Source organism: Chitinophaga sp. (assembly GCF_036569185.1).
GTDB lineage: Bacteria > Bacteroidota > Bacteroidia > Chitinophagales > Chitinophagaceae > Chitinophaga.
Map to the genome: position 1 here is coordinate 1 of NZ_DATCRD010000404.1, position 10,522 is coordinate 10,522.

8 protein-coding genes are annotated in these 10,522 nt (G+C 42.4%); 4 read left to right on the top strand and 4 right to left on the bottom strand.

Features of this window, described 5'->3' with window-relative positions; all coding sequences use genetic code 11:
- Window positions 1–475: 475 nt before the first annotated feature.
- Both VIM72_RS30440 and VIM72_RS30445 read right to left on the bottom strand, forming a co-directional pair.
- The gene (locus VIM72_RS30440; RefSeq protein ID WP_332006565.1) at window positions 476–913 is read right to left on the bottom strand and encodes a hypothetical protein; all 438 of its coding nucleotides are present in this window, start codon (window positions 911–913) and stop codon (window positions 476–478) included.
- Window positions 914–1,035: 122 nt separating this feature from the next.
- Entirely contained in the window at window positions 1,036–2,133 is a 1,098-nt protein-coding gene (locus tag VIM72_RS30445) for an FAD-dependent monooxygenase (protein ID WP_332006566.1), read from the bottom strand.
- 86 nt (window positions 2,134–2,219) lie between these two features.
- Between VIM72_RS30445 and VIM72_RS30450 the strand changes: the two genes are divergently transcribed.
- Entirely contained in the window at window positions 2,220–3,182 is a 963-nt protein-coding gene (locus VIM72_RS30450; RefSeq protein WP_332006567.1) for an AraC family transcriptional regulator, read from the top strand.
- Here VIM72_RS30450 and VIM72_RS30455 read toward each other — a convergent pair whose 3' ends face one another.
- A complete protein-coding gene (locus tag VIM72_RS30455) occupies window positions 3,183–5,582 on the bottom strand; it encodes an ABC transporter permease (RefSeq protein ID WP_332006568.1) in 2,400 nt (799 codons plus the stop codon).
- Window positions 5,583–5,858: 276 nt separating this feature from the next.
- On the opposite strand from VIM72_RS30455, the gene VIM72_RS30460 reads away from it, so the two are divergent.
- Both VIM72_RS30460 and VIM72_RS30465 read left to right on the top strand, forming a co-directional pair.
- On the top strand, window positions 5,859–9,290 hold the full coding sequence (locus VIM72_RS30460; RefSeq protein ID WP_332006569.1) for a DEAD/DEAH box helicase: 3,432 nt from the start codon (window positions 5,859–5,861) through the stop codon (window positions 9,288–9,290).
- A gap of 7 nt (window positions 9,291–9,297) precedes the next feature.
- Window positions 9,298–9,852 carry a hypothetical protein gene (locus VIM72_RS30465; protein WP_332006570.1) on the top strand — a complete coding sequence of 185 codons (555 nt, stop codon included), beginning with the start codon at window positions 9,298–9,300 and terminating at the stop codon, window positions 9,850–9,852.
- Between the two features lie 42 nt (window positions 9,853–9,894).
- On the opposite strand, the gene VIM72_RS30470 is transcribed toward VIM72_RS30465, so the two are convergent.
- Window positions 9,895–9,990 carry a hypothetical protein gene (locus tag VIM72_RS30470; protein WP_332006571.1) on the bottom strand — a complete coding sequence of 32 codons (96 nt, stop codon included), beginning with the start codon at window positions 9,988–9,990 and terminating at the stop codon, window positions 9,895–9,897.
- Between the two features lie 237 nt (window positions 9,991–10,227).
- On the opposite strand from VIM72_RS30470, the gene VIM72_RS30475 reads away from it, so the two are divergent.
- Window positions 10,228–10,522, top strand: a 295-nt coding sequence (locus VIM72_RS30475) for an SDR family NAD(P)-dependent oxidoreductase (protein ID WP_332006572.1), incomplete at its 3' end; no start/stop codon positions are given.

The window sequence follows — 10,522 nt, forward strand, 5'->3', positions numbered from 1 at the left end:
TGAGCAATTTTTTCATACGCACGTGGAAATAATTGTCAAATTAACAATTAATTTTCATTTATGCAAGTAACTATGCAGAGATTGGTTGTTGTCCACTGTTAACGCCGGCCAATTATGCATATTTTTTTGGTTCCAGGCAGGGAATCAGCTATACTTCATTTGCTAACCCTGCCAATCATGTATATTTTTTTGGGGTTCCGGATCATAGAGATCAACTGCTGTTCACTGCTAACGTCGGGACCGGTATCTCTGAACCGCTGCAGGCATGGTTGTCTGTATGCTGAAAAACAGGGTAATGCAGGAGCTTCCCTATCAACGCCCTCTTTTCCCCCGAAGCATCAACTATTACACAAGACTATAAAACGCCTTTAACTTATCTCTAATAGATACGAGGGATATTGGGCTCAAATACGGTTCGGATACGGGGAATATCCGGGGGAAACAGGCAGTATCCATACTGTAACTGTGCTATAACTTAAAATAACTTCCCGGCAGCTCCTTTGATGTTAAGTATGCTATAACCCAAATATTGAACATGAAGATATTTTACAGGAGAAGCCCTGGCAACCCGGAACCGGCCAAGCGAATCGGCTGCAAAAGCTTCGCTATGCCCTTTCCGTCTTTGTAATTTAATACTGGCCCCCGGCAGGGCATCTCCTGTTTCCACATCCTTTACCAACCCCTCCACTGTCTGTGCATCTATATCACGCAGTTCCAGCATGATTTCCCGCTTTACGATACAGCCATCCCTGGAACTGATACCGTATTCCGGAACACGGTTAGTAATTAACGAGTTGCAATTCCTGCCATTATATAGCAAACAGGGGTACCATTGCTTCGTTTGGGCCTGGCCAGTATAGGAATAAAGCAATCCGGTAATGGCAACTGATAATAACCTGGTAAAAGTGATCATCTCAATACTTTTATCTAAAGTATAGTATTTTTAGAATCTAAAGGTTTTTGATTTCAAAGACATCATTGTCCCTGCACCAGGAAGAGCACGTACGGTATTAATAAGGTCGCCGCATGATGAGTTCATTTTCTAAACCTGTTGACCGCTTCCATGATACCTTCTTCAGTTTCCGGCACCAGCCAATTCAGTCCACGTACGATCCTGGCCTGTACACTTTCAACATAGGGTCTGTACACTTCATTGTATCTTGCAAAAGCCGAGTTGTAATCATCATTTGCTGCCAGTTCCTTTGCCAAAAGAGTGGCCCCCTGCATAGCTAAACTGGTTCCCATCCCCGTTGGGAAACTTGTTGTATGCGCAGCATCACCCACCAGGGCAACGCGTCCTTTTGTCCAGGCAGGCATATGAATCTGGCAGACCTCATCAAAATACAATTCCCTGGAATCAAGCAATGCCGGTAAAATTTCAGGTATTCTCCACAAACCATCTTTAAAATTATCTTTCAGAATTTGCTTGTGCTGCTCATGATCTTTATAATCGTAATTGAGTTTTGAAGACCTGAAAACAAGGCCCGCATTGGCTCCGTTCCTCACGGGATAAATCATAGCCAGCTTACCCGGCTCCCGGTACATGACCCCTGAATTGGGTCTATCAGGTTTTATGTTCGTTGCCCTGGCAAAAGCGAAATAAGCACCAAAGAATTTAGAATACTGTGCCTCCGGACCGAAAACTAGTTTCCTTACAGCAGAATGCGTTCCGTCTGTCCCGAACACGAAGTCAAACACCCTGCTTTCACCGCTTTCAAAGCTCACGTCCACTTTGTCGTTATGCATGGATATCTGCCGGATGCTATTATTGAAAAGAAACTCAATTTCATTTACCGGTAGATTGCCATAAAGGATATCTACCAGGTCGTCACGATGAATTTCAATATCACCGAGGTACTCAGCCTGGGCATTTATCTCAAAATTCACCAGTGTTTCATTACCGGCGTTTACAATCACATCGGTATGCACAAACTTTTTCTCCCTGATCTTCTCCAGTATACCCATTTCCGCTGCAACTTTCAGGGCATCGCCCCTCACATCAACAGGGGAACCGCCCCGCCTTAACCCCGGTGAGAGCTCTACCATGGTAACTTTATATCCATATTTGTTCAGCCAGTAAGCCAACGATAACCCCGCTATGCTTGCTCCTGATATCAGCACCTGTTTTTCCATATTTGTTATTTTTCTGTCTGAACAAAATTGATGATATCTTTACGAATGAAATAACACATTCACTAATAAAAATAGTCGTAAAAATTATGTCAACAGAAAAAGACAAGCGGGACTTTTTACGGTTTGTAAATAAAATCGGCTATGATATCGGGGAAAAACCCGGGCAAAACCTGGAAGTACAATATCAAAAGGGCTTCGATTTTATGCCTGAACTGGCTATGTTCATCGCAACGTATACCGTGAAGAAAACGTTTTCACGTCCTACCCAAGCACCCAGGTTTATCGAGGACTGTATTTGCTTCTACTTTAAAAACATACTGGGAAGTGACACCCTCACCGGCAGGAAACGGGGATCCAACATACAAACAATTACGCCACGTGTACATATATTCCCTGCTACCTATTCCTTCATCAGCCGTTTTATAAAAGGCAGCCATATAAATGTGGTTACGATATTTCTCAGTGCCGGGTACCTGAAAAGCTTCTTAAAAAATGATACCGGACAATTCCGTTTCCTGTTTGATAACCGCCATGATTTCCTGATAGAAGAAATTATGACGGATGATATAGTCCGCACGCTTAACGACATTGTAAAAAAGGAAGGCCCCGGCGTTCTGACGACATATCATTATAAGCTGAAAGCAATGGAATTGCTATACTATTTGTTTATAAGCTTAAGCAAACGTGAAAAATCCGCTTCTCAAAAACTGGGTGAAAGTGACATTACATCCATTTACAAAGTGCGTGATAAACTTATTTCTTCGCTGCATAAGCCAAGTACTATTGCCGAGTTAAAACAGGTGGCAGGAATGAACGAACTGAAAATGCGCAATATTTTCACACAGATATTTGGCATGGGCATCTACGATTATTACCAACGCATGAGAATGAAAGAAGCTGCACGACTATTACGGGAAGAAAAACTTTCCGTGTCGGAAGCTGGCTACCAGCTGGGATTTGAAAATCTGAGCCACTTTTCCAGGGTTTTTGAACAACATATTGGCATGAAACCCAAAAAGTATGCTATGGCTACACTTGAGATAAAATAATCACTCCATTTTCAAACTCTTCACCGGGTTTGCCACCGCTGCCTTTACTGCCTGGTAACCAACAGTAAGCCAGGCGATAACCTGGGAAATAAGAATGGTTAATAAAAATATTCCAACGCCAATATTTATCCTGTAGGCAAAGTGTTGCAGCCACCAATGCATTAAATAATAAGCGATTGGAGCGGCAATTAAAAATGCAATGCCAATAAGGAGCGTAAACTCTTTAGACATCAGATGAACAATGTTGATGACTGACGCCCCTAATACTTTCCTGATGCCTATTTCTTTAGTACGCTGTACTGCCATAAATGAAACAAAGCCATACAAACCAAGGCAGGAAATAAATATGGCAATGCCTGCCGCTATTTTATACAATTGGGAAAGCTGGCTTTCCTGTTTGTAAAAGCTGGCAATCTTATCATCGAGGAACTGGTACTCATACACTAAATCAGGGTTTACTTTGCTCCAAAGCCGTTCTATTGCCGCCAGCGTTTCCTTCATATGTTGTGGTTGCAGTTTTATGTTGACTAACCGGTATACCATTTTAAAGGAACCAAGCACTATAGGCGTCCTTTCGCTTTTCAGCGAGTAGCCGTTAAAATCTTTCACTACTCCTACCACAGGCGCTGTGACATCCCCATCCCAAAAACTTACTTTTTTGCCAATGATATCTCCCGGGTCCTTAAAGCCTAATTTTCTCGCCATCATTTCATTTACCACAAACCCGTTTACGGTGTCGGACTGGCTATACGGCGCTCCGGCGACGAACCGGATACCATAGGTTTTAAAGTAATCAGCATCCGCCCATTTAAAATCAGCCTTAAAGCCTGATTTTTTCACAGCGTTATCAAACTTAAAATCACTGTCCCAACCCGCTTTATCCATGGGACTAAACGCGCTGAAACTTACATTCTTTACCCCTGCCAGTTGCATCAGCTCTAATTTAAAAGCCTCCATCTTTGACTGGCCCACTGTATCATGCGCGAAAGGCACCATAACAATAGCCTCTTTATCAAAACCCATAGGCGCATTCTGGAAAAAATTCATCTGGCTCACGATAATTAATGTTCCCATAATCAAAGCCTGCGCAATCGCAAACTGGAAAACAACCAGTACCCGCCTCATGGAAAGTCCGCCGGCAGTATTGTTGGTAAATTTACTTTTCAGCACAGTGATGGGATTAAATCCTGATAATACGATGGCAGGATAAAAGCCCGATAAAAAGGTAACAATAATAATGATGCTGCATAGAAAAGCCAACAAGGAAAGACTGAACTGTATTCTCAACGGCGTTTGCAAAATATTATTAAGCAATGGCAATGCAATAAATGCAAACAATATTGCTATAACCACTGAAAAAAGGGTAATGAGAAAGGTTTCACTTAAAAACTGTATAACCAGTTGCTTTTTACTACTACCCAGCACCTTCCTGATACCTACTTCTTTTGAGCGGGTTACCGACTGTGCAGTAGCAAGATTTATAAAGTTGATACAGGCAATAATTAAAAGAAACGCTCCTATTAAACTTAATGCAGTAATCAACACCTTGCTGAAGGTCCTTCCCCTGTAGGTTCCAAATTCGCTCTCATAATGTATATTACTCAATGGTTGTAATATGTAGCCCTGGTTGGCATATTCAACCGGTGTGTGTTTTTTTACAAAGGTTTCCAGATTGTTATTGAATTGCTGCGCCGACATATTCTCCGGAAGCACCAGGAACGTGTTTAAAGATCCGTCCTGGCCAACCCAATCCGTCAGCATGTCTTCATGACTGGTAGTTTTAAAAGAGATCACTATTTGCAGGGGGAAGTCGGTATTGGCAGGCGTATTTCTGAGAATGCCTGTTACCTTGCAAACCACCTCATCGTTATACCTGATGAATTTACCTATGGCATTATGCCAGTCGCCGAAATACTTATTGGCTGTTTCCGCTGTTAGTACTACCGTATTGGGCTCTGATAAAGCAGTTGCCGCATTGCCGGCAAGGAAAGGGAAATTGAATATGTTGAAAAATTCCGGCTCGGCAAAAAATACATTCTCTTTAAATTTTTCCTGCGGCGCATTCCCTTTATCATCCAGTACAGTTATACGCTGGGCTTCCCTTCCGTATACCCGGGCTACCTGTTCCAGTTGCGGGTAATCTATCCGTAAAGCTTCCGCCACCGGATAGGCGCTGGCTTTTGAGTAATTCATTCCCTCCGGGGTTTTGGTGGCAGCCACTACCCTGTAAATACGTTCTTTATTATGATGAAAATTATCAAAGCTGGTTTCGTACCGGATTAATAAGAAAATGAGCAGGCAGGCGGCAATGCCTACTGCTAACCCGATAGTATTGATGGCGACATAACTTTTATTGCCGCGCAAATTCTGCCATGCGGTTTTTAAATAATTCTTTAACATAGCGGAGTATATTAAGCGTTGAGCAAGAATGATTTGCCAGGGGCGCCAATAAAAATGCCACTTACTTAGTGGCATGAGAAGTAATCTTGTATGAATTTTCTAAAATAATATATGTTCGCTTTTGATACAGCGATTGTTCGTTTATAGAATAGATTTTTTTTGTATATTTAATATTGATTAAGACACAACCCTTCAGGTCTATTGTTTCATAAGACGTTCTAAAACTCAATAACCATGGTATAGAACAAGACATCTATCAATGTGAAAACCACCCTCATGAGAAAATATACCGCCAATTACGCCTATACTAATCCAAACTTTGTTATACAGAACCTGGTGTCTAATCCTGTTGAAAAGGAGTGGATACAGGTATTAAACGTGATCAAGAATATCTTACAACGCGGTTTCCCAACAATGATGTCAAAATTTTTACAGGAAAAGTTGGGAGCTATTCACCAGTCAGCCGCCTTCAACGAAAGATTCCTTTTTTCCACACCGCAGGCTGGCGCATGGAAAAACACTATTAAAGGAGATGATAACCGGCAATACTATCCGGCACGCGAATTCTACGAGAAAATTCTCCCATCCGCACTTGACAAGTATGCCTTTGTACAATCCCTGCTAGTGCCGGAAATTGGCATAAACGTGATCACGGATGAATTCAACGAACATTTCATTAACCAGTGCGTTGATTTCTATCTTCCACAGGCAAAACTGGTCATCGAGATCGATGGGCAACAGCATAAGTCTATTGATCGTAACAGGGTAAAAGATGCGGAGAGAGACGAATACCTACTAAGAAAAGGCATTGCAACCGTCCGTATTACTACCAATGACCTCAGAACAGGCAACTATATGCCCGGTATTGAGCGAATACTGGCCCGGTTAACCGAATCAGAAAAACTTTTATCCTTATACAGGACGGCCGGAGAAAAAATCTCCAGGCAAAACATTTCGCCGGTTGAACAGCAGGAGAAACTAATTCCTACAGCAGTTATGCGGTACCAGATCCTACTGCTGGAATTGATGGCCAACAAATATCTCCATATATCTGAGCCCTGGCGTTTCAATGTATTATGTCAAGAATCACTGCCGGAAGCACTTGAACTGGCGATACAAGATCTGCAGATCTGGATCTCAAAACTCTGGGAGCTGAAAAATAAAGAGGTGCTGCAATTCCCGGAATACTCGGTGAATACTATAACGGTGACTAAAGACTTTAAAGTACTTACAGATGCTATTAACATCGACTTTTCGCTGTTTCAGCGTTACACAGACTCTCATGAACAACATCCTGATGTCATTTTTGTACGCACCGATTATTTCGATAATGCGAAAGAAAAAAATTATTTCAGGGTCAGTGCTACAGAGCCTATTAACTATAGCATTACTGATCAGGACCGGCACCTACTCGGTTTCTTCCTGGACAATATATTCGACAAACCGACATTCAGGGATGGTCAGTTTCCCATTATAGCCAATATATTGAACCGGAAAGATACCATCGGCCTCCTGCCTACCGGCGGGGGTAAATCACTTTGTTACCAGCTACCTTGCTTACTTCAACCCTGCATCAGTTTTGTAGTCTCCCCTATCAAGTCGCTGATGTACGACCAATACGAAAACCTCGTCAGGGTACTGACCTCCAATGTGAACTTTATCACCGGCGACCTGGAGGCAAAAGACCGGCAACGTGTGGAAAGGGAATTCGGGGAAGGACGATATCTTTTTGTATGGATTTCACCAGAGAGATTCCAGGTACAGTCGTTCCGGGATAACGTGGCAGCAATCGTTGCTTCCAGCTCAATAGCCCATGCAGTGATAGATGAAGTTCACTGCCTTTCCGAATGGGGACACGATTTCCGTACCTCCTATCTGAATCTTGCAAAAACAATTGATAAATTAGGTTCCAAAGACCAGTACGGAGAAGGAAGCATTAAGTTCGTAGGACTAACCGCCACTGCTTCAGTAAGGGTACTGAAAGATATCAAGGTTGAATTCTCCCGGCAAAAGTACCAGCTGGAAGATGAGAATATCAAAACAATGCTGGATTATAGCAGGAAGGAACTTGTATTTGATATCCAAACCAGTAATGAGCCAAAAATAAAGCGGCTGGAAAGATTACTGCAGGATCTAAAGGATACCGATGGCTTCATGGAATCGGCCGGGCGTACAGCCCTCGTATTCACGCCACATGTTAATGGCGATTCCGGCTGCTATGAAGTATCGAACAACATTAGTTCGCTCATTGGCAGGAAGGTTGGCTGGTTTTCCGGGGATATTCCCAAACGGAATGTGTTTGATACCAATACCGGTCAATGGCTGGGCAAAGAGCCGGTGATGACAGAGGAGCAGTTTAAAATATACAAACTGCAGATACAAAAGGATTTCAAAAATGATGTATACCCGCTAATGGTTGCTACCAAAGCATTTGGGATGGGCATCGACAAAGATAATATCCACTATACCATTCACTATGGACTGCCGGGCTCAGTTGAAGCGTTGTACCAGGAAGCCGGCAGGGCTGGCCGTTGGGATAAAGGCAAAACAGAAAATAAAAATAAGGTAGCCAAATGCTTTGTACTACATAGCCCTGAAACATATGACAGCGAAAGTGTACAACGCATGTTTCATAAGGACACTTCCTTTGCAGAAATCAAGCAAATTTCCGCCGAAGCAAAAAGGGAAGGGCGGGATGTTTTTAACCAGATCTATCTTTTTATCCAGGGAAACAATGATATAGCAGAAGATTTCAGCATTATCCTGCATCTTATAGAGCAATACTTCAGGGAAACAAGCAAAGTAACCATCTATTGGAAGACGGTTTACAGGGTTCTTCAGATTGACAAGGATATCCTGCAAAAGGCCATATACCGTATGAGTTTGCTGGGGATTGTTTCAGACTGGACTACCGACTTTCAAACACACTACCAGGTAAGTTTCGATCGTAAAGATGATGCGCATATCTTAAAGAACTTATCCGCTTATCTCAACAAATATACACCGGGAATAAACCTGGACAAAGAACTGGAACTGATAAAACGAAATAACATCCTTGAAAAAGCGCTTTGGTACCTACTCAACTGGATCTTTGAAAACATTGCCTATAGCCGGAAGCAGTCGCTTAAAACTTTGTCGGACTGGTGTTCCAACTTTGAGGGCAGCGATCTGTTCAAGCAGCGGATCGACAGCTACTTCATTTTTACGGAAACAACCTATGTACTGCAACATATCGCTGAAAATGAACGGGACTATGAGAAATGGTTTGATATATTAATGCCAAAACAAAAGGGATTATCTGCGCAGGAAATGCAGCAATTAAGAGATAACATCAGCCGGTTTCTCGAGGGTTACAGGAACAGCCTGGGATTGAACTTTATAAGCGGGTTCGTATTCCTGTCACTTAACAACTATGAAGACAGTGACGGCCGCACCAGGTTTGAAAGTGCGATGGCGAGGATCAGGGAGATCTTTACCCCAACAGAACAAGCAGACATACTCGAACGCCTGAAATACCTTGGTGAAACGCTCGCTGAGCCAAACAGGGAGGCGCTCTGTATGTCGCTACAACGATACTATCCGGAATTGCTGGAATCATGGGCGGATCACTACGGACTGCCTTATTTACTGCATGATCAGTATGCGGAAAGACTAAGTGCATTCAAAAAACTTAACATAAAACTATATGAGTACCTTACAGAAATTTAATGCTACAATGGATGACCTATCACAGGAAGTAGAGAATCTGAAAGAAGTAGCCGGCGCGTATAAAAAGGTGCAGCAACTGACTGATACATATGCCCTGATCATCACTCAATTTGAAACTGCAACCGGAGCATTGGAAAAAGCACATGAGCGGCAGAAAGATTTAGAGGATAAAATTAATAATAGTCTTGCTGAAATTGAACATTCCAACCAAAGCAGTAAACTTGAATTACTGAAGCTGACAGAGGCAAAGGCAGATCAGATAAGAAAAGAAAATAAAGAGTTCTATAAAGAACTGGAAAGCACTATCAGAATTAAGCTCTCTGAGAATAAATCAGAAATAAAGGAACTGATAGAACGGGAACGCCAGCAGACCAGGCAAATATTTGGACTGGAATTTGCAAAAAATTCCAGGGAATTAAAAACCGCTATCGAAACAGCAGCTGCCGTGCAAACTGAAGTACTGACAGCCAGCCAGCAACGCATTAAAATGATAGTTTGGATTATTGGCGGGCTTAATTGCCTGCTCCTTCTGGCATTGTTATACAAAGTATGGCTCACCTGAAAGGTCTATAACGCTACTTCCCGATAATTTCCTTCCGGCGCCTTATGAGGTTATTGATAATAATCTGCAACGTTTTCCATGTGCAGTAAGCTCATACAGGACCGTTACAGGCTGCGTTCCCCAAACGGCGCGTTTCACCAGTTTGTTTAATTCCGGTTCCTTTAATTCATGAGATGATGGATATTTTCCATTTCCCGTTTAATACATCCATTGAATCCCCGACAGCCCTCATTCATTTCTATGGTCCTTTTCAAAATCCTGGCATGTCATAAGTTACCTGGTTACCTCTGAGTTACTATTCCTTTTGGATACGAAGTAACTAAAATAAATGAACCTGATCTAACTTTGTTGTCCTGGAACCAAAAATTAAAGAAAATGAACAAGCTAAAGAATAAAGTAGCGGTAATCACAGGCGGCAACAGCGGCATAGGGTTCGGTATTGCAGAAGCATTCAGCAACGAGGGTGCAGTTGGCACTATCACCGGGAGAAATGAAGCGACATTAAGCAGTGCTGCAAACGCATTGGGAACCGGTTTTATTGGCATTAAAGGAGATGTTACCAATCTCAATGACCTGGATAATATATTCAGGAAAACCGCTGATAAATTTGGTAAAATTGATGTATTGGTAGTGAATGCAGGCGGCATTGTGGATGGATTTCCCCTGGCTG

Coding starts and splice junctions, on each gene's coding strand:
- VIM72_RS30455 (WP_332006568.1), bottom strand. CDS start 5,582: ATGTTAAAGAATTATTTAAAAACCGCATGGCAGAATTTGCGCGGCAAT.
- VIM72_RS30440 (WP_332006565.1), bottom strand. CDS start 913: ATGATCACTTTTACCAGGTTATTATCAGTTGCCATTACCGGATTGCTT.
- VIM72_RS30445 (WP_332006566.1), bottom strand. CDS start 2,133: ATGGAAAAACAGGTGCTGATATCAGGAGCAAGCATAGCGGGGTTATCG.
- VIM72_RS30465 (WP_332006570.1), top strand. CDS start 9,298: ATGGATGACCTATCACAGGAAGTAGAGAATCTGAAAGAAGTAGCCGGC.
- VIM72_RS30450 (WP_332006567.1), top strand. CDS start 2,220: ATGTCAACAGAAAAAGACAAGCGGGACTTTTTACGGTTTGTAAATAAA.
- VIM72_RS30460 (WP_332006569.1), top strand. CDS start 5,859: ATGAGAAAATATACCGCCAATTACGCCTATACTAATCCAAACTTTGTT.